Annotated in this window: 23 protein-coding genes; 8 read left to right on the plus strand and 15 right to left on the minus strand. The window is 63.3% G+C overall.

Annotated elements, in window-relative coordinates; genetic code table 11:
- Positions 1 to 69 precede the first annotated feature (69 nt).
- From AB6Q56_RS06035 to AB6Q56_RS06055, 5 genes are all read right to left on the minus strand, one after another.
- A complete protein-coding gene (locus tag AB6Q56_RS06035) occupies positions 70 to 681 on the minus strand; it encodes a hypothetical protein (protein WP_434516190.1) in 612 nt (203 codons plus the stop codon).
- Between the two features lie 72 nt (positions 682 to 753).
- Positions 754 to 1,842: a tRNA (uridine(54)-C5)-methyltransferase TrmA gene (trmA, locus tag AB6Q56_RS06040; RefSeq protein WP_434516191.1), complete on the minus strand. Its 1,089-nt coding sequence runs from the start codon at positions 1,840 to 1,842 to the stop codon at positions 754 to 756.
- Between the two features lie 101 nt (positions 1,843 to 1,943).
- The gene (gene phnE / locus AB6Q56_RS06045; protein WP_434516192.1) at positions 1,944 to 3,491 is read right to left on the minus strand and encodes a phosphonate ABC transporter, permease protein PhnE; all 1,548 of its coding nucleotides are present in this window, start codon (positions 3,489 to 3,491) and stop codon (positions 1,944 to 1,946) included.
- Positions 3,482 to 4,318 (minus strand): phosphonate ABC transporter ATP-binding protein, encoded by an 837-nt coding sequence (locus tag AB6Q56_RS06050; RefSeq protein ID WP_434516193.1) that lies wholly within the window; start codon positions 4,316 to 4,318, stop codon positions 3,482 to 3,484. The genes phnE and AB6Q56_RS06050 overlap by 10 nt, the downstream gene beginning before the upstream one ends.
- 3 nt (positions 4,319 to 4,321) lie before the next feature.
- Positions 4,322 to 5,197, minus strand: coding sequence for a putative selenate ABC transporter substrate-binding protein (locus AB6Q56_RS06055; RefSeq protein WP_434516194.1), 876 nt, complete (start codon positions 5,195 to 5,197; stop codon positions 4,322 to 4,324).
- A 307-nt stretch (positions 5,198 to 5,504) separates the two neighbouring features.
- Here AB6Q56_RS06055 and AB6Q56_RS06060 point away from each other — a divergent pair, with 307 nt between their 5' ends.
- The 6 genes from AB6Q56_RS06060 (at position 5,505) to AB6Q56_RS06085 (ending at position 11,125) form a co-directional block, all read left to right on the plus strand.
- Positions 5,505 to 6,869 carry a sigma-54-dependent transcriptional regulator gene (locus tag AB6Q56_RS06060; protein ID WP_434516195.1) on the plus strand — a complete coding sequence of 455 codons (1,365 nt, stop codon included), beginning with the start codon at positions 5,505 to 5,507 and terminating at the stop codon, positions 6,867 to 6,869.
- The gene (locus AB6Q56_RS06065; RefSeq protein WP_434516196.1) at positions 6,848 to 8,860 is read left to right on the plus strand and encodes a sensor histidine kinase; all 2,013 of its coding nucleotides are present in this window, start codon (positions 6,848 to 6,850) and stop codon (positions 8,858 to 8,860) included. The genes AB6Q56_RS06060 and AB6Q56_RS06065 overlap by 22 nt, the downstream gene beginning before the upstream one ends.
- 88 nt (positions 8,861 to 8,948) lie before the next feature.
- Entirely contained in the window at positions 8,949 to 9,338 is a 390-nt protein-coding gene (locus AB6Q56_RS06070; RefSeq protein ID WP_434516197.1) for a flagellar basal body-associated FliL family protein, read from the plus strand.
- A 15-nt stretch (positions 9,339 to 9,353) separates the two neighbouring features.
- Positions 9,354 to 10,151 carry an NAD-dependent deacylase gene (locus AB6Q56_RS06075; RefSeq protein ID WP_434516198.1) on the plus strand — a complete coding sequence of 266 codons (798 nt, stop codon included), beginning with the start codon at positions 9,354 to 9,356 and terminating at the stop codon, positions 10,149 to 10,151.
- 144 nt (positions 10,152 to 10,295) lie between these two features.
- Positions 10,296 to 10,850, plus strand: coding sequence for a phasin family protein (locus tag AB6Q56_RS06080; protein WP_434516199.1), 555 nt, complete (start codon positions 10,296 to 10,298; stop codon positions 10,848 to 10,850).
- A gap of 92 nt (positions 10,851 to 10,942) precedes the next feature.
- The gene (locus AB6Q56_RS06085) at positions 10,943 to 11,125 is read left to right on the plus strand and encodes a hypothetical protein (protein ID WP_434516200.1); all 183 of its coding nucleotides are present in this window, start codon (positions 10,943 to 10,945) and stop codon (positions 11,123 to 11,125) included.
- A gap of 107 nt (positions 11,126 to 11,232) precedes the next feature.
- On the opposite strand, the gene parC is transcribed toward AB6Q56_RS06085, so the two are convergent.
- Both parC and AB6Q56_RS06095 read right to left on the minus strand, forming a co-directional pair.
- A complete protein-coding gene (gene parC / locus AB6Q56_RS06090; protein WP_434516201.1) occupies positions 11,233 to 13,662 on the minus strand; it encodes a DNA topoisomerase IV subunit A in 2,430 nt (809 codons plus the stop codon).
- 78 nt (positions 13,663 to 13,740) lie between these two features.
- Positions 13,741 to 14,238: a hypothetical protein gene (locus AB6Q56_RS06095; protein WP_434516202.1), complete on the minus strand. Its 498-nt coding sequence runs from the start codon at positions 14,236 to 14,238 to the stop codon at positions 13,741 to 13,743.
- Between the two features lie 233 nt (positions 14,239 to 14,471).
- On the opposite strand from AB6Q56_RS06095, the gene AB6Q56_RS06100 reads away from it, so the two are divergent.
- Positions 14,472 to 14,855 carry a DUF3597 domain-containing protein gene (locus tag AB6Q56_RS06100; RefSeq protein WP_434516203.1) on the plus strand — a complete coding sequence of 128 codons (384 nt, stop codon included), beginning with the start codon at positions 14,472 to 14,474 and terminating at the stop codon, positions 14,853 to 14,855.
- Between the two features lie 100 nt (positions 14,856 to 14,955).
- Here the strand turns inward: AB6Q56_RS06100 and AB6Q56_RS06105 are convergent, their stop codons facing one another.
- The 5 genes from AB6Q56_RS06105 to AB6Q56_RS06125 form a co-directional block, all read right to left on the minus strand.
- Entirely contained in the window at positions 14,956 to 15,324 is a 369-nt protein-coding gene (locus AB6Q56_RS06105) for a hypothetical protein (protein ID WP_434516204.1), read from the minus strand.
- Positions 15,325 to 15,328: 4 nt separating this feature from the next.
- Positions 15,329 to 17,239, minus strand: a complete 1,911-nt coding sequence (locus tag AB6Q56_RS06110) for a B12-binding domain-containing radical SAM protein (protein ID WP_434516205.1) — start codon at positions 17,237 to 17,239, stop codon at positions 15,329 to 15,331.
- Positions 17,240 to 17,275: 36 nt separating this feature from the next.
- Positions 17,276 to 18,310: a patatin-like phospholipase family protein gene (locus tag AB6Q56_RS06115; RefSeq protein ID WP_434516206.1), complete on the minus strand. Its 1,035-nt coding sequence runs from the start codon at positions 18,308 to 18,310 to the stop codon at positions 17,276 to 17,278.
- A gap of 71 nt (positions 18,311 to 18,381) precedes the next feature.
- Positions 18,382 to 18,672 carry a DUF1330 domain-containing protein gene (locus tag AB6Q56_RS06120; RefSeq protein WP_434516207.1) on the minus strand — a complete coding sequence of 97 codons (291 nt, stop codon included), beginning with the start codon at positions 18,670 to 18,672 and terminating at the stop codon, positions 18,382 to 18,384.
- The gene (locus AB6Q56_RS06125; protein ID WP_434516208.1) at positions 18,669 to 19,121 is read right to left on the minus strand and encodes a hypothetical protein; all 453 of its coding nucleotides are present in this window, start codon (positions 19,119 to 19,121) and stop codon (positions 18,669 to 18,671) included. Before AB6Q56_RS06125 ends, AB6Q56_RS06120 begins: the two co-directional genes overlap by 4 nt.
- 286 nt (positions 19,122 to 19,407) lie before the next feature.
- On the opposite strand from AB6Q56_RS06125, the gene AB6Q56_RS06130 reads away from it, so the two are divergent.
- On the plus strand, positions 19,408 to 20,103 hold the full coding sequence (locus AB6Q56_RS06130; protein WP_434516209.1) for a hypothetical protein: 696 nt from the start codon (positions 19,408 to 19,410) through the stop codon (positions 20,101 to 20,103).
- Positions 20,104 to 20,165: 62 nt separating this feature from the next.
- Here AB6Q56_RS06130 and argC read toward each other — a convergent pair whose 3' ends face one another.
- The 3 genes from argC to AB6Q56_RS06145 form a co-directional block, all read right to left on the minus strand.
- Positions 20,166 to 21,116 carry an N-acetyl-gamma-glutamyl-phosphate reductase gene (gene argC / locus AB6Q56_RS06135; RefSeq protein ID WP_434516210.1) on the minus strand — a complete coding sequence of 317 codons (951 nt, stop codon included), beginning with the start codon at positions 21,114 to 21,116 and terminating at the stop codon, positions 20,166 to 20,168.
- 80 nt (positions 21,117 to 21,196) lie between these two features.
- Positions 21,197 to 22,144 (minus strand): phosphatidate cytidylyltransferase, encoded by a 948-nt coding sequence (locus AB6Q56_RS06140; RefSeq protein ID WP_434516211.1) that lies wholly within the window; start codon positions 22,142 to 22,144, stop codon positions 21,197 to 21,199.
- 23 nt (positions 22,145 to 22,167) lie between these two features.
- Positions 22,168 to 22,788 carry a lysophospholipid acyltransferase family protein gene (locus AB6Q56_RS06145; RefSeq protein WP_434516212.1) on the minus strand — a complete coding sequence of 207 codons (621 nt, stop codon included), beginning with the start codon at positions 22,786 to 22,788 and terminating at the stop codon, positions 22,168 to 22,170.
- Between the last annotated feature and the right edge of the window lies 1 nt (position 22,789).

Below are 22,789 nucleotides of genomic sequence, written 5' to 3' on the forward strand. Positions count from 1 at the left end.
ACACGGTCAATGGAGAAACGGTTGGCGGGCTTGGTGCGCTGAAGCTTCCGGCCCGTATGAGCAGGTTGTTCAGGAGAACCTGGCGCGGTGAACTTCCAGTGCCTTGGCGCGGGCTTCCTTCAAGCGGTCGGTGACGCGCTGCGGCAAGGCTTCGCCATCGTCGTCCACTTGCGCCAGCACGTGGGCCTCGACCGCCTTGAGGCGGGCCATCATCAGGCGAATGCGGGCGGTGTCGGAAATCGCCAGCAGGTCGGCTTCCGGGTCGTCCTGCTTGTCGTCCTTGATTACCCTGGGGCGGCTGTAGAACTGCTGCAGCACGTGTTCGTCGTCGTGCGACTGGCCTTCGTCCTCGTCACCGGCGCTGTGGGCCGGCGCCTCGTTGTTCTTGTGCCTGGCGACCATCAGCGCCATCTGATGGCGTTCGGTACGGCTGAGCAGGGTGATCGGCAGGGCTTCCTTGGTCGCCTGCTTGGCCTTTTTCGCCGCCCGCAGCTTGGCCGTCGGGTTGATTGGCGGCAGTACTTCGGTGACTGCCGCCGGCATCGGGATCGGGGTAATCGTCACACCGGCGTGCGGAACCGAGGCGTCGACGAACGAAGCCTGGTCGTCGCTTTCCGACGCGAGGGCGGTCAGCGAGAAGAAAATAGTGAGCGCTAAGGCGAAAAGGCGGCGCACAGCCATGAGTCCCGAATGTTACGACGACTATTTTAGCATCTGCGAATGCACTTTGCCGGACAGGCTTGTTACGGTTTGTTACCGACGCTGCAGCAGAACGCCGCATTCCAGGTGGTGCGTGTAGGGAAACTGGTCGAAGACAGCCGATGCCGCGATGCGGTGGCTGTCGTTCAGCGCGGCGACATTATTGCGTAGCGTGTCCTGGTTGCAGGAGATGTACAGGATGCGGTCGAAGTTGCGGGCCAGCTCGACGGTGGCATCGTCGAGACCGGCGCGCGGCGGGTCGACGAACAGCGTGGCGTGGAGGAAGACATCGAGGTCGATGTGCTTCAGGCGCTGGAATGCCTCGCGGCCGGCGAGTGCTGCGCTGAATTCTTCGGCCGACATGCGGACCAGGTCGATGTTGTCGACGCCGTTGGCGGCGATGTTGTATTGCGCGGCATGTACCGAGGTCTTGCTGACTTCGGTGGCCAGCACGCGCTCGAACAGCGGGGCCAGCGCCAGGGTGAAGTTGCCGTTGCCGCAGTAGAGCTCGACCAGCTTGCCGCCGATGCCGGCGGCTTGTTGGCAAGCCCAGGCGAGCATCTTGCGATTCACCTCGCCGTTGGGTTGGGTGAAGCTGCCTTCGACCTGCTGGTACTTCAGGCGGCGGCCGTCGAATTCGAATTCCTCGAGCAGCCAGTCGCGGCCGATTACGATCTTCTGGCCCCGGCTGCGGCCGATCAACTGCACGCCGAGTTCGTCGGCCAGTTCGCGGGCCGCCGTTTCCCAGGCGGCGTCGAGCGGGCGGTGGTAGATCAGCGTGATCATCAGCTCGCCGCTCAGGGTGGCGAGGAAATTGACCTGGAACAGCCGGCGGCGCAGGGCCTCATTCGGGATCAGGCGCTCCTTCAGGCGCGGCATGAGGGTGCAGATGGCTGCGGCTGCCGGCGGGAAGGTTTCCAGGCGGATTTTCTGCCTGGGGTCGTCCGGGTCGGACATCGTGTAGTAGAGGCCGTCGCCGTCGTGCCAGATGCCGAATTCGGCACGCATGCGGTAATGCAGCGGCTCGGAGGCATGGATGGCGGTGTCGCTGACCCCGAATTCGGCGAAATTTCGTTCGAATCCGGCTGCCTTGGCGGCGAGCAGGGCGGGGTACTGGGCGATGTCGAAGGTCGGTAGCGGCATGTTTCTACGGCGATAAAACGGTTTTCGCCACCGGTTTTGCAAGCCGGTGGCACGAGGAGGGCGAAATATACGCCGGTCTGTTCGCGAGGGCGAGGATTCGCTCAGCGCAGGCGCCGTCGTAACCTGGTGCTGGCCTGGTCGACGCCGATGGAGAGGAGCAGCATGGCGATGATGACGGTGCTGGCCTGGGCATAGTGGAACAGCGATAGTTCGAAGTAGAGCAGTTGCCCCAGGCCGCCGGCGCCGACGAAGCCGAGGATGGCGGCCATGCGGATATTCATTTCCCAGCGGTAGAGGGTATAGGCGATCAGTTGCGGCGCGGCGCCGGGTAGCGTGCCGTAGAGGAAGCGCATGCCGGCCGAAGCGCCCGCCAGGCGCAACGCCCGGGCCGGAGCTGGCGGTGCGTTGTCGAGGGCTTCGGCGTACAGGCGGCCGAGCACGCCGGCGGTATGCAGGGCCAGCGCCAGGGCCCCGGCGAAGGGGCCGAGACCGACGGCGAGCGCGGTGATGGTGGCCCAGACCAGTTCCGGCACCGAGCGCAGGGTGTTGAGCACGAAGGCGAAGGGCGCATGCGGCTTGGGCAGGGCCAGCAGCAGGCCGGTCACGGCGGCAAGCAGTGTGCCGACGACCGAGATGGCCAGGGTTTCCCAGACGCCCTTGCCGACCTTGTGTAGCCACTCGGCCGAGAGGTCGGGCGGGAAGAAGCCGGCGACGAATTCGCCCATGCTGCGCGCGGCTTCGGCGGTGAACAGTTCGCCGAAGCCGATGCCCAGGAAGCGGAAGCTGGCGACTGTGCCGGCGCTCAGCGCCAGCGCGAGCAGCGCACTGCGCGGGCCGAAAGGCAATGGGTGGCCGGCCGGCGGCGTATCGAGCGCGCGACGCAGCCATTGCGACAGTCCGTCGGCGGCAAAGACCAGGGCCATGAAGGCGAGCAGGATGCTGGCTGCTTCGCCGCCGTTGAGCATCTTCATGGCCTGGTCCATCAGCTGGCCGAGTCCGCCGGCCCCGACGAAGCCCATGACGACCGAAGCACGGATGGCGCATTCCCAGCGGTATACGGTGTAGGAGGCCAGTTCCTTGGCGGCGAGCGGGATCAGGCCGTAGAGGATGGCGAGCGGTCGCCCGGCGCCGCTGTGGCGCAATGCCTTGGCCGGCGCCGGATCGACCGATTCGAGGATTTCGGCATAGACCTTGGCGAGCATGCCGCCATAGGTCAGGCCGAGTGCCAGCACGCCGGCAGCCGGGCCGAGGCCGAAGATGCGCACGAAGACCAGTGCCCAGACCAGCTCCGGAATGCCGCGCAAGACGGTAAGCAGGCCGCGCGTGACCGGGTTGAGCGTCGGCCTTTCGCGCCCGGCGGCTGTCGCCAGATAGCCGAGCGGTAGCGCGAGCAGAAAGGCGAGCGCCATGCCGGCGGTGGCGATGGCGAGCGTTTCCACGGTCGCCTTGCCGAGGTAGCCAAGGAACTCCGCCCCCGTTTCCGGTGGCAGGAAGGCGGCCAGGAAATTGCCGATGACCTTGAGGTTGCCGGCATCGAACAAGGCGCCAGGCTTGACCTCGGCCGCCTGGAGCAGCGGCCAGAGAACGACGAGCGCGGTCAGCGCGCCGATCAGGCGCGGGCGGGCGGCAGGATCGGCCGTCAGCAGCATGCGGCCCGCGTCGCTGCGTCGTTGGCAGCCTGTTGTCGGGTCATGAAGGCTGGCTCGTGGGCCTGTACGGGCAGTTCATCGCCTTCGCCGGCATAGAGTTCGCGGAGCAGGGGGTCGGTGACGTGCTCGCTGGGCAGGTCGAAGGCAATGCGTCCGGCCTTGACGCCAACGATGCGCTGGAAATTACCAAGCGCCAGATCGACGGCGTGTAGGCTGGCGATCAGTGTTGCGCCGCGCGCCTCGGCGTCGGCTGTCAGGAGGCGTATCGTCGCCTGGGCCAGGGCCGGGTCGAGAGCCGAGACCGGTTCGTCGGCCAGGATCAGGTCGGGCTGCTGGTAAAGCACGCGGGCAATGCCGACGCGCTGGAGTTGCCCGCCGGACAACTGGTCGCAGCGGCAGAACAATTTGTCGGCGAGGTCGACACGTTCGAGCGCCGCTTTCGCCCCGGGGGCATCCATCGGGTACAGCAGCGACGCGAGCGATTTCCACGCCGGCCACCGTCCCAGCCTGCCGGCCAGTACCGCGGTCACGGCGCGCTGGCGGCCGGGAATGGGCGGGGCCTGATGCACGGTGCCGATGCGGGCGCGTAAATGTTTCAGGTCGCTGTCGCGCAGCGTTCGCCCGGAAAGGGGGGCATCGAGTACCGTCCCTTGCCCGGCCGTCGGTGCGAGCGCAGTGCCGATCACCGACAGCAGGCTGGTCTTGCCCGCCCCCGACGGGCCAATCAAGGCGATGCGCTCGCCCCGGTCGGCACTCAGCGAAATATCGGCCAGGGCGGCGAAGCCGTTGGCGTGGGTGAGCCCCACGCCATCAAGCGAAAAGCTCATCGCTTACTTGAGCAGGCCGGCCGCGTGGGCAGCCTTCTCGATCCCGTCGTAGTTTTCCTTCTTGGTCGGGATGAACTTGGCGGCGCGTTGCAGGGCGAGGATTTCCTTGTGCTCCGGGTTGGCCGGATCAAGCTTGAGGAAGGCATCGGTCAGCTTCTTGACCAGCGCCGGATCGAGGTCGCCGCGCACCGTCCAGTTGTAATCGAAGTAGGGCGGGGTGGTGGCGAAGACGCGTACCTTGTCGGTATCGACCTTCTTGGATTCGACCAGCTTGTCCCAGACCGAGGCGTTGAGCACGCCGGCCTCGGCCTTGCCGGCGGCGACGAAGGCGACGGTAGCGTCATGGGCGCCGGAGAAGGCGACGTTCTTGAAGTCCTTTTCCGGGTTGAGGCCGGCCTGCTGCAGGAAGAAGCGCGGCATCAGGCTGCCGGACGTGGAGGACGGGGCACCGAAGGCGAAGGTCTTGCCCTTCAGGTCGGCCAGCGACTTGATTGCCGGGTCGGCGGTGATGAACCTGGAGGTGAACTTGGCGTCCTCCTCGCGCTGGACGATGGGAATGGCCGTGCCGTTGGTACGGATCTTGGCCTGCACGAAGGTGAATCCGCCCAGCCAGGCGAGTTCGATCTTCTTGGTGGCCAGCGATTCGACGACGGCGGCGTAGTCGGAAACCGGTGTGAAGACGACTTTCATGCCGGTCTGCGCTTCGAGGTACTTGCCGAGTGGTGCAAACTTGCGTTGCAGTTCGGTGGGGGCTTCGTCGGGAATGGCTGAGACGCGCAGGACGGCGTCGGATGCGGTGGCGGGGAGGGTGAAGGTCGATGCGACGGCGCAAGCGGCCGCAGCCTTCAGCGCCAGGCGGCGCATGCTGGAAAAGTTCATGTAAAGCTCCGATTTTGACAACAACCGCCGCCGTGCGGATATCACGGCAGCTTACAAGGCGCCGGGGCGCCACCTGATACGTGCGGTACGCAGACCGCAGGCCGGCATTCTAGCCGTTTTGTGACAAAGCAAGATCAAGGCCATTGCGAGTTGCACGGTGAATGGCGATTGGGGGGCGAACAGGCCGTGCTCAGCGTGGGAAATGCGACTTTTTGACCCGCTTGTCAGGACAAGGTGACGCAACCGCCGAAGGGCGAGGCATGCGAGAATCGGGGTGGAGAAAACGACGACGATGTGTGGCGGAGACATGGAAGAAAGCTTGGCGAGCATGAACGAGGCACCCTGGTTGCATTATTCGGTGCTGGTGGTCGATGACGAACCGGGGATGCTCAGCTTCCTGCAGCGGGCGCTGAGTTCGCGCTGCGGGCTGGTCGATTGTGCCGACAGCGTCGAAGCGGCGCGATCGCTTTTCCGGCGCAACCGCTATGACCTGATCGTCCTCGATATCGCCTTGCCCGGGGTTTCCGGTATCGACTGGCTGCACGAGTTGCGCCAGGACGGGTTTGCTGGCGATGTGGTGATGATGACTGCCTACGCCGATCTCGACACGGCTATCGATGCGCTGCGTGCCGGCGCGGCGGATTTCCTGCTCAAGCCGTTTTCGCTGGCCCAGGCGCTCAACGCGATCCAGCGCTGTTTCGAGCGTTCGCAACTGGCGCGCGAGAATTTCGTCCTGCGCCGCGAGGTCAGCACCCATGCTGCCGATGTGGAGGGGATTGTCGGGCAGTCCGACATCATGCTCAAGGTTTGTGACCGCCTGAAACGCATTGCACCGACGCCTGCCACGGTGTTGCTCAGCGGCGAGTCGGGCACTGGCAAGGAAGTGGCCGCGCGTGCCTTGCACCGCATGAGCAAGCGTGCCGAGGGGCCGTTCGTACCGGTCAATTGCGCGGCCATTTCGGCCGAACTGATCGAATCCGAACTGTTCGGCCACATCAAGGGTGCCTACACCGGCGCCCAGCAGAGCCGCGAGGGCCTTTTTTACTACGCCCGCGGCGGTACCCTGTTTCTCGACGAGATTTCGGAGTTGCCGCCGGCTGCGCAGGCCAAGCTCCTGCGGGTATTGGAGGAGAGGCGCATCCGGCCGGTTGGGTCGGAACAGGAGGTGGCGGTGGACGTGCGTGTCATCGCAGCGACCAACCGGGACCTGAAAGCCGAAGTGGCGGCCCAGCGTTTTCGCCAGGATCTCTACTATCGCCTGCAGGTTCTCGAGGTGACCCTGCCGCCGCTACGCGAGCGCCCGGAAGACATTTCCCTGCTGGTTGGGCACTTCACCGGCCTGCTGGCGCCGAACCTGGGGGTCCCTCCCTTGGCGCTCGATCCGCGCACGCTGGCCCGCATGGCGGACTACGACTGGCCGGGCAACGTCCGCGAGTTGCGTAATCTGGTTGAGCGCTCGCTGATTCTCGGCTGGTTCGACATCGGTCAGGAAGCGGAAGCAAACAACGTGATTAACGTCCCGGTTGGTAACGACGAAACCTTGGAGGCCGTGGAGAAACGACACATCCTCGCCGTGTTGGCCGCCTGCGACGGCAACAAGTCGGAAGCCAGCCGACGGCTGGATATTTCCCGCAAGACCATGGATCGCAAGTGTCAGGCCTGGGGCCTCTGATCTTTCATCCCGACCGGTCGATCCGGGCGCGCCTGCTGCTGTTGGCGCTGGTGCCGCTCGGGGTCGTCCTGCCGTTGATCATGGCGGCGCTGGCCTATTGGGGCGGCAGCTACTTCGATCAGCTTCTGGTCACCAAGGTGCGCAGCGACCTGGCGGTTGCGCACGGTTACTACGAACGGGTGACCGAAGGGGTCGGACGCTCGGTCAGCAGCCTGGCCAGTTCGGATCGGTTGCTGCGGGTATTGGGGCGCCATGCCGGCTCGCCGGCACCGGTTGTGGCCGAGACGCTCGCCGCCATGCAGGGGGAACGCAAGCTCGATTTCCTGCGCTTCATGGATGTTGAAGGGGGGCGATTGCTTGCCGGGCAGTGGTCGGTCGTCGCATCGGCATTGGCGGGAAGCGAACGCACGGTGACCGAAGTGTTTTCGGCGGAGCAACTGGCGGCGATCGGAACGGGACTGGCTGTCTTTGCGAAAACCCCGATCGTCAAGACGGCCAACGCCAAGCCCGATAGTCGCGAGACCGAGGATCGCGGCATCGTCATTCATTCGGCGGCGCCGGTATTCGATGCTTCCGGGCGCCTGGTCGGCGTGTTGGAGGGCGGCGTGCTGCTCAACAAGAATCTCGATTTCATCGATAACCTGAATGCCATCGTCTATCCGGACGGGGCCTTGCCCTTCGGAAGCGCCGGCACGGCGACGCTGTTCCTCGGCGATGTGCGCGTGGCAACCAATGTGCGCCTGTTCGGCGATACCCGGGCCATCGGTACGCGCGTGTCGGCTGCGGTTCGCGAAGCAGTCCTCGACAAGGGGCGAACCTGGCTGGATCGTGCCTTCGTGGTCAGCGACTGGTATGTCTCGGCCTACGAGCCGCTGCTCGACGGCCGGCAGCAGCGTATCGGCATGCTGTATGTCGGTTTTCTAGAGGAGCCATTCGCCAAGGCACGCTGGCATGCATTCGCTGCCGTAGCCGTGTTTTTCGTGTTGGCCATGGTGCTGGCCGGCGCGTTTGCCGTGATTTCGGCGCGGCGTGTCTTCAAGCCCATCGAGCGCATGCACGCGACGATGACGGCCATTGAGCAGGGTGATCACGATGCACGGGTCGGCAATGTGGAGAGTGCTGACGAACTGGGCGCCATGGCGGCCCACTTTGATCGTCTGCTCGATCAATTGCAGGCGCAGGCCGGCTCCTTGAAACGCTGGGGCGATTCGCTCGACGTCAAGGTCGCCGAGCGGACGGCCGAGTTGGAACGGGCCGTGGCGGATCTCAAGGCGGCCCAGTCGCAGCTGGTGATGAACGAAAAGCTGGCGGCCATCGGCCAATTGACAGCAGGCGTGGCACACGAGATCAACAATCCGATCGCCGTCGTCCAGGGTAACCTCGATGTGCTGCGCGATGTCCTCGGTCCACGCACCGAACCGGTGGCGCACGAAATCAAACTGATCCACGAGCAGGTCCAGCGTATCCGGCTGATTGTCGCCAAACTGCTGCAATTCGCCCGCCCGCAGGATTACGTGGGCTATCTGGAGCCGGTCGATACATCGTTGCTGCTTCAGGATTGCTTGCTGCTGGTCCGCCATCTGCTCAACAAGGGCGACATAGCGATCGAACAGCACATCGATTCGACACGGCGCATCGTCTGCAACAAGAACGAGTTGCAGCAGGTTGTGATCAATCTTTTCGTCAACGCCATCCAGGCCATGCCGAACGGCGGCGTACTGAAGATCTGCGTCGAGGATTGGGACGAGGCCGACATGCCGCTCGGCATCCGGCTGATCGTTTCCGATTCCGGTCCGGGAATCAGCGAAGCTGACCTGGCTCGCCTATTCAAGCCTTTCTTCACTGCCAAGAAGCCTGGCGGAAACGGCCTTGGGCTGTGGGTCAGCCAGGCGCTGGTCGAACGCTATGGCGGACGGATCACTGCCCACAGCGCGTCGGGCAAGGGAGCCAGCTTTACCGTGTGGCTGAAACTGGAGCCTCAGGGACTGTGAGGCGTTCCGATGGCAATTTTCACCTTCAGAAGGTATAAACGGCGTTTCGAACAGCAAGAACGTACTTGAATTCGAGGTATTCCTTCCCATGATGATCCGGATACACAAGACACTTCTGGCGCTGGGCGTCATTCTCCTCGGCCTGGGGTCTCCCATGGCGTGGGCATCGGATGGGGGCGGCGGTGCTCCGGAACCGATGGTCTTTACCTTCAACCTGGGCGACAAAGCCTACGTCCAGTTCGGCCTTGTATTCGAGACAGGAACACCGGAGGCCATGCATGAATTGCTGCTCTACAAGCCCAAGATCCAGCATGAAATCATTTTGCTGATGTCCGGCAAGAACGAAGGGCGTCTGCGTACGCTGGAAGGCAAGAAGGAGTTGGTCGAGGAAATCATCGATTTGAGCAACCACATCATCCATGAAGAACGGAAAACGGGCGTCAAGGAAGTCCTGTTCACCAAATTCCTGATCCAGTAAGGCGCATATCGGAAAATGACTGACGAGACCCGTATCGAGGCCGACATTTCGGCCATTGCGCGACATCTCGAAGGTGCCAGGCGTGCCTTATTCATTACCGGGGCAGGTATTTCCGCCGATTCCGGTTTGCCGACCTACCGCGGGGTCGGGGGGCTCTACGATAGCGAGGTGACCGACGAGGGGCTACGCATCGAGGAGGCACTATCTGGCGAAGTGTTTTCCGTACGCCCGGATATCACCTGGAAATACCTGATCCAGATCGAGGAAAATTGTCGTGGTGCCAGGCCCAACGCGGCCCATCGGGCGATTGCCCTGCTCGAACGTTATCTGGAACGCGCCATGGTGTTTACCCAGAACGTCGACGGCCTGCATCGTGCCGCTGGCAGCACCGATATCGTCGAAATTCACGGCAACCTTCAGGAACTGGCCTGCACGATTTGCGAGCACGAGGAGATGGCCGGTGACATGAGTCGACGGGAGGTGCCGCCGTGCTGCCCCTCCTGCGGCGGCGTGCTGCGCCCCAAGGTCGTGCTGTTTGGCGAAGCGTTGCCCGAGGACGAACTCGACCGATTCATCGATGCCTTTCAGGAGGGGTTCGATATCGTTTTCAGTATCGGTACTTCGAGCATCTTTCCTTACATCGTGCAGCCGGTGGTTTTCGCTGCCAGTAGCGGCATCCCGACGGTCGAGATCAATCCGGCACGTACCCAGTTGAGCAATATGGTGGATTATTACCTGCCGCTCGGCGCCGCGGATGCGATGAGCAGGATCATCGGACAGATGGGGCTGGATGGTTTGGTTCCCCAAGCGTAAACGGGTTTTCAGCGCTTTGTTAAATATTTGTTGCGCTGCACAAAATTGTTGACATTCGTTCTCTGCTGGTTAGAATTGGGTCATGCTGCGGTGCAACATAAATGGCCGTGGTAACAAAATCACCCCAACTCCAGGAGAAGCGCCATGTTCACCAAACCCGAAGATTTCGCCAAGTCCGGTTTCAATTTCGCCCTGTTTTTTGCCAACACCACGTTCGACGGTATCGAGCGCCTGGCCCTGTTGAACCTGGCCGCCGCCCGTTCCGTTTTCGAAGCCTCCCTGGCCAACGTAACCACGCTGCTGGGCGCCAAGGATGTCCAGTCCTTCGTTTCCATCCACAAGGAACTGTCGGCTCCGTCGCTGGAAAAGGGCATGGAATACTCCCGCAACGTGATCGCCATCGCGTCCGAAACCAAGGACAAGATTGCCAAGGAAGTCGAATCGCACGTTGCTGAAACCAACGCCAAGGTTTCCGGCCTGGTTGAAAAGGCGCTCGAATCCGCTCCGGCTGGTTCCGAAGTGGCCGTCGCTGCCGTCAAGACCGCCATCAAGACCGCCAACGAAGCCTACGAAGGCCTGAACAAGGCTGCCAAGCAGGCTGCCGAAGTCGCCGAAGCCAGCGTTGCCGCCGCTACCAGCGCCACGCTGAAGGCTGCCAACGTCGTCGCCGTTCCGGCCAAGGGCAAGAAGGCTGCCTAAGGCTGCCGGAAGTCGCCGGAGTTGATACGCGAAAGATCAAAGCCCTTGTTCGCAAGGGCTTTTTCTTTGCTAAAACAGTAAGGGGAAACAGCATGTCCGAACATCATCACGCCCACACGAAGGCGGAGGCCATCCACGAGGCCATCGAGCATTTTGCCGAAGAGCATCATCACCAACCCGACGCGCACGAAAAATTGCGCGTGGTCTCCGATGCCATCAAGACCTGGGAGCATGAGGAAGTGGAAGCCATGCATACCGGGAAAGCTGCCGCCTGAGTTTGTGTCGCGACGGTTGTCGTGGCGCAGTAAAAAAGCCGAGGCTGACCTCGGCTTTTTTGTGTCCGCAATTTGCGTGGTTCCGAATGAACGGTGCCCGGCGAGGACTATTTGCGCGGAGCCTTGACCGGCTTGCCTTTGCCGCCGCGGTTGCCACGGCAGAGTTCGAGTCGCTCGCCCTTCAGCTTGCCGGCAATGCCGTCGACGACCGGTACGATTTCTTCGAGCGCCGTCTTGCCCGGATCGGCATCGATCAGTTTGAGGCCCCGGCCCTTGGCGAGTTGCCGGACTTCATCGATGGGGAAGACCAGGGCTCGGCCGTCGCGGGTGATACAGGCTATCTCCCCGGCCGCCGGGGCGAGCTGGAAGATGGCCGGGGATTCCCCGTCGCCCAGGGTCAGGAAAGCCTTGCCGGCCTTGCCGCGCGACAGGAAGTCCTCGCCCTTGGCACGGAAACCATAACCGCCATCGCCGGCGATCAGATAGAACTTGTCGTTGGAAACGGCCAGCGCCAGGCACAGCTTGCCGCCGTCTTGGAAGTCGACCAGTGACGTGGCCGGCACGCCGTCGCCCTTGCCGCCGGGGATGTCTGCCGCCGGAATGGAGTAGGCGCGGCCGAGATGGTCGAGGATGATCAGCGCGTCGACGGTGCGGCACGGAATGCAGGCGAGCAGGCTGTCGCCGGAGCGGAAGGTGAGCTGGGTCGGATCGATGTTGTGGCCGGAGCGCGAGCGCAACCAGCCATGTTTCGAGACGATCAGCGTGGTCGGTTCATCGGGGATGGACAGGCTCTTGGTGTCGGACAGCGTGACCTTGGCGTCGGCCTCGATCAGCGTGCGGCGGTCGTCGCCGTATTTCTTGGCGTCGGCTTCGATTTCGGCGGCAACGCAGGCGCGCAGGGCATCTTCGGAATCGAGCAGCTTGTTCAGGCTGGCTGCTTCCTCACGCAGTTTGGCCAGTTCCTCACCGATCTTGATGCCTTCCAGTCTGGCCAACTGGCGCAGGCGGATTTCCAGGATGTCCTCGGCCTGGATTTCGCTCAGCTTGAAAGCGGCGATCAGGTCGGCCTTGGGATCGTCCGACTCGCGGATGACCTTGATGACGCGGTCGATGTCGAGCAGGATGGCCTGCCGGCCTTCGAGGATATGGATGCGCTTTTCGGCGGCGCTCAGGCGATGCCGCGTGCGGCGCTCGACGGTGGTCAGCCGGAAGCGGCACCACTCCGAAATGGTCGAGTACAGCGAAGCCTGGCGCGGGGCGCCGGCGACACCGAGCACGGTGAGGTTGATCGAGGCGTTGGTTTCCAGGCTGGTGTGGGCGAGCAGCAGGCGGACCAGATCGTCCTGGCCCTGGCGCGACGAGGCCGGCTCGATGACCAGGCGGACGTCGTGCTCCTTGCCCGATTCGTCGCGCACGCCGGATTCCGAAATAGCCGACAGGAAGGCGGCCTTCAGGTTGAGCTGTTCCGGCGTGAACACCTTCTTGCCGGCCTTTTCCTTGGCCACCGGGTTGGAACAGGCTTCGATTTCCGACATCACCGTAGCGGTCGAAACGCCCGGCGGCAGTTCGGTGATGACCAGGCGCCACTGGCCGCGGGCCAGCGGTTCGATCTTCCACTTGGCGCGCACACGCAGGCTGCCACGACCGCTGCGGTAGGTGGCGGCGATTTCCTCGGCCGACGAGATGATCTGCGCGCCGCCCGGGTAGTCGGGGCCGGGGATCATCGCCAGCACCTCGTCCTCGGTGGTTTCCGGGTTGCGGATCAGGCTGACGGCAGCGTGAGCCACTTCGCGCAGGTTGTGGGCCGGGATTTCGGTGGCCATGCCGACCGCGATGCCCGAGGCGCCATTGAGCAGGCAGAAGGGCAGGCGGGCGGGGAGCAGGCAGGGCTCGTCGTTGACGCCGTCGTAGTTCGGCTTCCAGTCCACCGTGCCTTCGTCGAGTTCGGACAGCAGCAGTTCGGCGATGGGTGTCAGGCGGGCTTCGGTGTACCGCATGGCGGCCGCGTTGTCGCCGTCGCGCGAGCCGAAGTTGCCCTGGCCGTCGACGATGGGGTAGCGCAGGCTCCAGTCCTGCGCCATGCGGACCATGGCGTCGTACACCGACGAATCGCCGTGCGGGTGGTATTTACCGATCACGTCGCCGACGACACGGGCCGACTTCACATGTTTGGGACTCTTGTACAGGCCCATGCGGTGCATGGCGTACAGAATGCGGCGCTGCACCGGCTTCTGGCCATCGGCTACCGAGGGCAGGGCGCGGCCGGTGACGACGCTCATCGCGTATTCGAGGTAGCGGCGGGCGGCGTAGTCGGCGGGCGGCGGAATGTCGTCGGCCGGGCCGGTCGCGGCGGGGGGGAGTTCCGGCGGTTCGTCGCCGGACAGGATGTCGTCTTCGCCGGTCGGCTCTATCGGGGCGGCTGTGAGCTCAGCTGCAGAGTCGGCAAGGGGCTGTACGGGGGTTTCCACTGTGGCGGATTGCTGCTCTTCTGCTTTCAGCTTGGCCTCGGAGGAAAAAAGGTCGAATTGGTCGTTCATTGCTGGCTGGGGGATCAATTTCTGGTCGGGGGCGAATTTATCACGGCTGCCGCCCGTCGGCAGGGATTGTCGTGCCGTTTAGTCGGTACATTTCGGCTGGTCGCCAAAATAGGTGCAATTGAAGAACTGGCGTTCTGGTTCCAGACGGATCAGCTTCGCGGCAATGGTCTGCTCGTAGCGCCTGACCATTGCTTCACCGGCATCACCGGCTTGCAGGGCGGAAAACAGCAGGTTGATCAACTCGGCTTCCTTGGCGGTGTATTCCGCCTCCGTGACTCGCCGATTCGAATAGATCGTCCAAGCCTTTTGCAATTCGATGAATATCGGCTTGAAGTACGGCCGACCACAGGCTCCCCAATCAAGAAAACCCAGCACGCGATAGTAGAACTCGCGGCTTATCTCGCCGGCGATCGCCCGTTTGCCGTTCTTGCGGTTCCAGTCGGCGATCTGCTCGGAGCAATTGGCGTTGCTGTCGATGTACGACGAAAGAACCCGGAGCGGCGCATCGCTGAGGGCAAAAGCGGGAGCCGGAAGGGCAAGGAATGCGGCCAGCAGGAGCGTTGGAAGCGGGTTCAAGGCAGAGGGGCGTGTGCAGATGGGCGCGTGAGGCGGCTGACTGTAGCGCAGAGTGCCATGGCTGGCTAGCCGGGGCGTTGTTCGGCAAGGGCAGGCGGGGCGCCGGGAAAACAGTATTTCGCAGGTTTTGTAAAAATCGTTTAAAGAATATTCACACTCTTGGCAACATGGGCCGGCTACCATCGATATTCATTCATCGTGTCGCTGCGCGACATTCACCGACAGGAGTCGATATGGGAATCTTCAGTAGCATTCTGGCAAAGCTGGGTTTTGGTGGGGAAGACAAGGCGGCCGCTGTTGAGGCCGCACCGGCAGGCGCAAGCCAGGCCGCTGCGCCGGCCGCTCCGGTGGCGATCAGCGTGGTCGATGTCATGGCGAAAATGGAGTCTCTGGCGGGCACCCACCCCGAGAAGTTGAACTGGAAGGTGTCGATCGTGGATCTGCTCAAGTTGCTGGGCCTGGACAGCAGCCTGGCTTCCCGTAAGGAACTGGCAGGCGAGTTGGGTTGCCCGGCTGAGAAGATGAGCGATTCCGCGCAGATGAACATCTGGCTGCACAAGACGGTTCTGCAGAAACTGGCCGCCAATGGCGGCAACATTCCGGCCGAACTGCTGTAAGGCTCGTTTTCCGGGTAACCGGAGCCTGGGAAAGACCCGCTCGCTGCGGGTCTTTTTTCGGGCGGCCTTTCTGATTCAGCCTGAACCGGTGGCAGGGCGCTCAGCTGGCCGGATCGCCGGCGAGCAGCTTTTCGCATTCGGCGAGGATGGTCTGGGCGAATTCCGAATGGTAGTTTGGGTCGAGGGCTTCCGTCATTTCATGCGCGGCGAACAGCCCAGCTTCGCGGGAAAGGCTGCTGGCGATCTGGCGTGCCAACTGGTCGCTGAGGGCTGAAATGTGGCGGCGCTCGTTGAGCGGCAGGGCATTTTTCGAGCGCGCCAGCCAGTCGGCGGCCAGCGTGGCGCCTTGCGCCTCGGTCAGCCATTGCCCGTGCTCGTAAAAATCGCTCAAGCGCTGGGCGGCGAGGGCGAATAGCAGCGCCACGCGCAGGCCGCGCGGGGTTGGCGGGGTGTCATCGCGAATGCGCATGGACTTAGCCGTAGTGGGCGCCGAGCGCCTTGGCGATGAAGTTGCGGCCGACGCGCGGCTTGGGGACGCGGTCGTCGAACCAGCTGCGCACATCCTGATCGAGGCAGATGCCGTGCATGTAGTTGTACAGCGCCTTGTTCAGCGCCTTGCCCAGGCGGTCGTGGTCGACGCCGGTGGGATCGATGAAATGCACGTCGTTCTTGGCGAATTTGCCCGGTGGCAGCGGTTGCAGCTTGATGCCGTATTCCTCGGGGTTCTTGCCGACCGGCGAATGCACGGTGCACGCGAAACGATGGAAAAAGCCGGACTGGATGCAGTTTTCGGCGAATAGCTGGCGGACGTATTCGAGCGCATCGACCGTGTCGTGTATGGTCTGCGTCGGAAAACCGTACATCAGGTAGGCATGCACCAGGATGCCAGCATCAGTGAAAGCGCGGGTGACGCGGGCCACCTGGTCGACCGAGACGCCTTTCTTCATCAATGTCAGCAGACGGTCGGAAGCGACTTCCAGCCCGCCGGAGACGGCGATGCAGCCGCTGTCGGCCAGTTGCAGGCAGAGTTCCGGCGTGAAGGATTTTTCGAAGCGGATGTTGCCCCACCAGGAGATGGCCAGGTTGCGCCGTTGCAACTCCTCGGCCATGGCGCGCAGGCCCTTGGGCGGCGCGGCTTCGTCGACGAAATGGAAGCCAGTGTGGCCGGTTTCCTCGACGATGCGCTCGATGCGGTCGACCAGCGTTTTGGCGCTGGCCGCATCGTAGCGGCCGATATAGTCGAGGCTGACGTCGCAGAAGCTGCATTTCTTCCAGTAGCAGCCGTGGGCGACGGTCAGCTTGTTCCAGTGCCCGTCCGACCACAGGCGGTGCATGGGGTTGAGCATGTCGAGCAGCGACAGGTAGCGGTCGAGCGGCAGGCCGTCCCAGGTTGGGGTTCCGACTTCTTCGAACGGGATGTCGATTTCGCCGCAGTTGAAGTAACGCACGGCGCCATCGACCCGGGCGAAGGTACGCACCAGATTGAGCCGCGGGCGCTTGCCGGCTAAATATTCGAACAGCGCGAGCAAGGGCTTTTCGCCGTCGTCGAGCGTCACGTAGTCGAAATAGTCGAAGACGCGCGGTTCGGCCAGTTCGCGCAATTCGGTATTAACGTAGCCGCCGCCGAGCACGGTGACGATGGCCGGGAAGTGCGCCTTGATCGTCTTGGCGATGCGGAAGGCGGCATAGACCGAGCCGGGGAAGGGGACGGAGAGCAGCACGACGTCGGGCCGGCTGTGTTCGATGGCCTGCAGCGTCAGTTTTTCCAGCGTGGTGTCGACCAGCGTTGGCGGGGCGGCCAGCGCGGTGGCCAGCGGGTTGAAGCTGGCCTGGCTCTGGGCCAGCGATTCGCCGTAGCGGACGAACTCGAAGCGGGTGTCGACGGCTTCGCGCAGTACGTCGGCCAGGTCGTTGAGAAACAGGGTGGCGAGGTGTCGCGCCCGGTCCTGGACGCCAAGGGCGCCGAAGGCCCAGGCCAGCGGATCGCCGCCTTCGTCGTCGGCGTAGTTGTCGAGCGCCGCGAAGCGTGGCCCCTCGGGCAGGAAGGCCCGTGAGCAGATGCGGTGGGCGATTGAACCGTCGCGCCCCTGGAGCATGGCGATGGCCGGGCCGATGGCGGCCAGGTAGCGGTCGAACTGGTTGAGAAAGGTCTTCAGCGTCGGCGAACGCTTTTTGGGCGGAATGGCCTCGGCCGCTGCCTTGAGCTTGGGCAGCCCTTCCTTCGACAACAGATCGAGCACAAGGGCCAGCGCCAGATCGGTCTGCTCGGCGTGAAAGCCGCGCTCGCGCAGGAAACCGGTCAGGTAGGCGGTGGCCGGGTAGGGGGTGTTCAGCTGCGTCATCGGCGGGATGACGCTGAGGATGCGAGGTGTGGCGAGGGTCATGAGGCGGGAGTTTACCCGTCTCCGCCCCGCTGGCGGTCAATAAAAGAGGCTGGCCAGGTCGAGGCTGGGCTGCTTGCCGACTTGCGGCCCGTGCTGTTCCAGCCAGCGTCGGGCATGGGCGCGGCCGACGGCGAACAGGTCTTCGAAGAAGGCATGGCTGACGGCCAACTTGCTGTCCGAAGGCATTTCGCCCAGAACGTGCTCGGCGCTGATGGCGTGGAAGCGCAGCCCGGCCAGCCGGCGCTCGAAGCGGGCGATGGGCAGCTTGTCGAGCAGCCAGGCGGGTAGCTTGGGCATGGTTATGTGCTCGTGCAAATGGGCAAACATCCGCATTTCGCGCAGGAAGGTCGCGTTGAAGGACAGCTCGCGCAGCCGGGTGCGGATGTCCTCGGCGCTTTCCGGCGTTTCGGCATAACGCAGCGGGGTGAGCAGGACGAGCAGGATGTCCGGCGTGCGGCAGTCGTAGAACAGCGGGAAGACGGCCGGATTGGCGCTGTAGCCACCGTCCCAGTAGGGTTCGCCGTCGATCACGATGGTACGGTGGATGGTGGGCAGGCAGGCCGAGGCGAGAAACACGTCGGCTGACAACTCACGGTTGCCGAACATGCGCAGCTTGCCGGAATTGGCGTGGGTGGTGGCGATGAACAGCTTGACCGGGCTGTCGCGGCGCAGGCGTTCGAAATCGAAGCGGGAGGCGATCAGGTCGCGCAGCGGATTCAGGTCGAAGGGGTTGATCTGCTCCGGACTCAGATAGTTGGTCCACTGCAGCATCATTTTGAGCGCCGGCGAAATGGCCCCCGGGGTGCCGCTCGGGGTGGGCAAAGGCACGAGGTCGGCAATGCCGCTCCAGAAGGCGCGCAGTGTTTCGCGGGCACCTTCGCGGCCGCCGGTCATCAGGCCGTGTGCCAGGCACAGGGCGTTCATGGCGCCGGCGCTGGTGCCGCTGACGCCCTCGAAAGTGAAGCGGGTGTCTTCGAGCAGGGCATCGAGCACGCCCCAGGTGAAGGCGCCATGCGCACCGCCACCCTGCAGGGCGAGGTTGATCGGGTGTGATTCAGGCAGCTGGGGCATGGGCTTGGCTCCTTGCGCGTCGGCGGGTTGCCGACATCATGCCATCAACCGACGACGGGACGGGGTCCGCTTCAGCTTTCCGCGAAACTGACCAGATCGAGATCGGCCGCTTCCCGACGCAGCGGAATCAACGCCTGGTAGGCCGGCGAGTCGTACCAGCCGTCGATGGCCTCTCGGGAGGGGAAGCGAATGACCACGGTATCGGTGTGCCGATGCGCGCCGGCAAGCACGGCCAGCCGTTCGCCGCGAAAAACCAGTTCGGCCTGCCAGGGGGCCAGCGTGGCCGGTACCTGGGCGCGGTATTCGGCCCATTTGACCGGGTCTTTGACGGTGATGTGTCCGATGACGTAAGCCATTTTCACTCCCATGTGCTGGAGGAATCAGCCAGTCTTTCGAGAAGCTGGTGATCGTTGATGCGCACCGCGATGCCGGTGCCGTGCGGCGTCACGGTGGCCGGGAAGGCCGGGGCCAGCCAGACGCCGGTTTCGACCACCGCGTTGGCGCCCATGCTGCGCGCTTTTTCGCCGAGCAGGGTCATCGCCTTGCGCGTACTGCCGAACCAGCGCGAATAGACTTCGATGCGGCCGATCACTTCGTAGTCGCCCTCGGCCGGCAGGCTGTTGAAAGTGACCAGCGTCCGGGTGTTGAGGATGGTGGCGGTGGGGCCTTTGCTGCTGGCCGGCCACGGATCGCCGTAGGTTGCGCTGCGGCTGTCGATCAATATCGATTGAGCGGATGCGCTTGTGCCGAATAGCATCAGGGCTGCGGCAATGCAGGCACCAAGGCAGAATTTGGTTGATTTGGCGGGCATTGCGGCGTCCTGATGGTTCCTTGCTGGGTGTTCCATGATAGGGGATGCTGCTCGCATGTCAAAGCGCTGAAACATTGAGGTGGTCCAATGCGAATTCCTCTCATCATCACAGTGTTTCGACATGCCCTTGTCTGGTCTCATCCGTTTTAGCGGTGCCGTTTTACTTTCGTCGTCGTTGCTCATCGTCGCGCCTGCCTCCCATGCCCTTGCCCAGCCCGTTTCCTCAGTCAAACAGAGCGATGCTGCCACGCTTGCCCAGGACATCGCGAGTGCAGGCAGAGTGCGCATGCAGTCGCAGCGGCTGGCCAAGCTCTATTGGCAATCCGGAATCGGGCTGAATGGAGGGGCGGCCAGACAACAGATCGATGCCGGCATCGGCGATGTCGATGCCGAATTCGCGCGGCTCTCGCGCCAGGCCCGGAAATCCAGCATTCAGCGCACTTATGCGCGCAGTGAAGGACTATGGCAGGAAATGCGCGCATCGCTCAAGAAGGCCCCGGATTCCGCTTCTGCCGAGCGAGTCGGCCAGCTTGCCGATGAACTGATGACGCATGCCGGAAAACTGGCCATGTTGATCGAAGGTGAGAGCGAAACACCGGTCGGTCGATTACTCGACCTCTCGTCGCGTCTCAACATGCTATCGCAGCGCCTGGCGCGTCTCTACCTCCAGGCCTACGACGGCAAGCTCACACAGGGCGTGTCGGTCGATATCGAGCAGGCGCGGAAGGAGTTCGCCAGCGGTTTGCGCGAGCTGGATGCGGCACGCGAGAATTCGCAGGCGAGCCGTGAGGCTATCGGCCTGGCCCGGAATCAATGGATATTCTTTGAAAGCGCCATCGCCGAACTGGGGAAGGCCGAGCGCCGGGAGAGCAGGTCGGCCCAGCACGTCGCCTCCAGTAGCGAACGCATCGCCCAGGTATTGGAGCAGGCCAGCCTGCAATATGCGCGCGATTACGCCGACGGACTCGGTAACGGCCGATAAGGCGACGGAGAAAAGCAAAGGGCGGCCAATTGGCCGCCCTTTTTTGTCTGGGAACTACCGGCTCAAACCAGGCCGAGGCTTTCTTCGACGCCCAGGTGCACGTTCATGGCCTGTACCGCAGCACCGGAGGCGCCCTTGCCGAGGTTGTCGAGGCGGGCGATGAGCATCATCCGTTCTTCGTTGCCGAAGACAGCGATGTCGACTCGGTTGGTATCGTTGTTGGCCTCGACGTTGTAGAAACCTCCTTCGGTAGTCACTCCAAGATCGACCGGCAGCACGTTGATGAAGCGCTCGCCGGCGTAGTAGTCGGCAATGATCTTCTGCACATCGGCCAGCGTCGCCTGGCGGCTGAACTGCTGTGGATGGATATAGGCGGTCACGGCCAGCCCCTTGTAGAACGGGCCGACGATGGGCTGGAAGATCGGGGCCACGGTCAGTCCCGTATAGGCCTGCATTTCCGGGAGATGCTTGTGGGCCAGGGCCAGCGCATAGGGGCGGGGTGCCTTGAGGCGGGCCTTGTCGCTCTCAGCGGCTACGTAGTCGGCGATCATCGACTTGCCGCCACCGGAATAGCCGGTGATGGAGTTGGCCGCAATCTGCGTGGCGGCCGGCAGCAGGCCGGCTTCGACCAGCGGGCGCAGGGCCAGAATAAAGGCGGTGGCGTGGCAGCCCGGGTTGGCGATGCGCTTGGAGGCCTTGATCTTGGCGCGCTGGTCCTTGGCCAGTTCCGGCAGGCCGAAGGTCCACGCCGGATTGACGCGGTGTGCGGTCGAGGCATCGATGACGCAGGTGTTCGGGTTGTCGACCAGTGATACCGACTCCTTCGCCGCCTCGTCGGGCAGGCACAGGAAAGTCACGTCGGAGGCGTTGATCAGGCGCTTGCGCTCGGCCAGGTCCTTGCGCTTGTCGGCGTCGATCTTGAGGACTTCGACATCGCTGCGCTGGGCGAGGTATTCGTTGATCTGCAGGCCGGTAGTGCCTTCCTGGCCATCGACAAAGACTTTGTAGGTCATGGTGAATCCACTGGATGAGTGCTGAAACCCAAATTCTGGCAGAAATCGGCAAGGCTTTGGGGCTTATTCCGCGCGCCGGGTCAGCCCGGTACCCACCAGTAGCGCACGATATGGAAGAAGATCGGTGCCGAGAAACTGATCGAGTCGACGCGATCCAGCATGCCGCCATGCCCCTCGATCATGGCGCCCCAGTCTTTCAGGCCACGGTCGCGCTTGATGGCTGACAGCACGAAGCCGCCGAAGAAGCCGAGGATGTTGATGACGAGCGCGATGAAAGCTGCCTGCCAGACGTTGAAGGGGGTTATCCACCACAAAGCGGCGCCGACGGCGGTGGACGTCAGTACGCCACCGACCAGTCCCTCCAGGGTTTTGGAGGGGGATATTTCCGGAGATAGCTTATGCTTGCCGAAGAGCTTGCCCCATACGTACTGGAAAACGTCGCTCGATTGCACCGTCAGCACCAAGAAAACGATTAGTTGCGGATTGCGGCCCGCGAAACCGGGAATCTCCAGAGTCAGCAAGGCGGGCACATGGGAGATGCAGTAGACGCAGATCATCAGCCCCCACTGTACCTTGGCCGCTCGCTCCAGGAAGCGGGTGGTGTCCGCTCCCAGAGTTGCGGAAATGGGAAGCAGCAGGAAGGCGTACACCGGGATCAGGATGGAGAACAGGCCGTACCAGTCGATGGCGATCAGCCAGTACTGTAGTGGCAGAAAGCAGAAGAAGCACCAGAGCAGGGCTCGGTGGTCGCCGATACGGGTATGGGTGACCGAGATGAATTCGCGCAGCGCCTGGAACGAAATGAAGGCGAAGAGTGCGATGACCCCGTTCTTGCCACCCCAGAACGCCAATGCGAGGAGGCCGATCATCCACCACCAGGCCTTGATGCGGGAATTGAGGTTATCCACGACGGCGGAGGACTGGCCGGGCTGAAGGCGCCAGCGCAAGGCGCCGCCGATGAGACTGGCTACGACAAGGACGGCGAAAACACCGCCAAAGAGGGCAATCAGGGTTTCCGAAGGGGACATGGTCAGGGGCTGCATCAGTTGGGTTAGTCGGCAGGTGGCGCCAGATCGATGAGGGCCTGGCGAGCCCGGGCGAGGAAGGCTTCCTTGTCCTCATCTGGCGCCAGAGTGACAGGCGGGCCGAAAGTCAGGGAGCACAATAGCGGAAGGGGTATCAGGGAACCCTTGGGCATGGCCCGTCCCAGGTTCTCGATCCATACCGGGATCATCTCGATGTCAGAGTTGGCGCGAGCCAGATGGAACAGACCGCTCTTGAAGGGCAACAGGCCGTCGCCCAGATTGCGCGTCCCCTCCGGGAAGAGGATGAGGGAATCGCCCGCTGCCAGTGCCTCACCCATGTGGCCGATGGGGTCGGCGGCCCGCCCGCCTTGGCGGTTGACCAGCACGCCGCGGAAGACGCGGTTGATGATGTAGCTGCGCAGGTTGCTCGTCAGCCAATAGTCCGAACCGGCCACCGGCCGGGTCCTTGTTCGCAGCCGGTTGGGCAGGGTCGCCCAAATGAGAACGAAATCGCCATGGCTGCGATGGTTGCCGTAATAGATGCGCACCTTGTCGTCGGGGAGTCCGCCGGCCCAGCGGGCGCGCACGCCGGTGAGGAGCTTGGCGAAATTGCAGATGCTGGCAGCGACGACGCGTTCCAAGATCATG

Source organism: Dechloromonas sp. ARDL1 (genome assembly GCF_051122455.1).
In the GTDB taxonomy this organism is placed as follows: Bacteria; Pseudomonadota; Gammaproteobacteria; order Burkholderiales; family Rhodocyclaceae; genus Azonexus.